The organism is Acinetobacter sp. ABJ_C5_2 (assembly GCF_044538485.1).
GTDB lineage: Bacteria > Pseudomonadota > Gammaproteobacteria > Pseudomonadales > Moraxellaceae > Acinetobacter > Acinetobacter nosocomialis_A.
On sequence record NZ_JBIUCS010000126.1, the window covers coordinates 1 to 226 of the forward strand.

1 protein-coding gene is annotated in these 226 nt (G+C 51.8%); it reads right to left on the minus strand.

What is annotated here, in order from left to right; genetic code table 11:
* Positions 1–226, minus strand: a 226-nt coding sequence (locus ACH8JV_RS19675) for an Ig-like domain-containing protein (protein ID WP_396523342.1), incomplete at both ends; no start/stop codon positions are given.

Below are 226 nucleotides of genomic sequence, written 5' to 3' on the forward strand. Positions count from 1 at the left end.
CCGGACCTAACGCAACACGGGCATCAAAGCTGCCGTCTGTGCCTAGTTCTGCTGTATTGATGAGGCCATCAGTGTTTAAGTCATCCGGTACTGTAATCAGACCAAGCAAGTTCGCTGCTGCAGTATCGACAGTCACTGTGCCTGTTACCGGAGTTGAAACGTTACCTGCAGGGTCAGTTGCAGTCACAGTCACGGTATGTGGTCCATCTGCCAACACTGGAAGTGT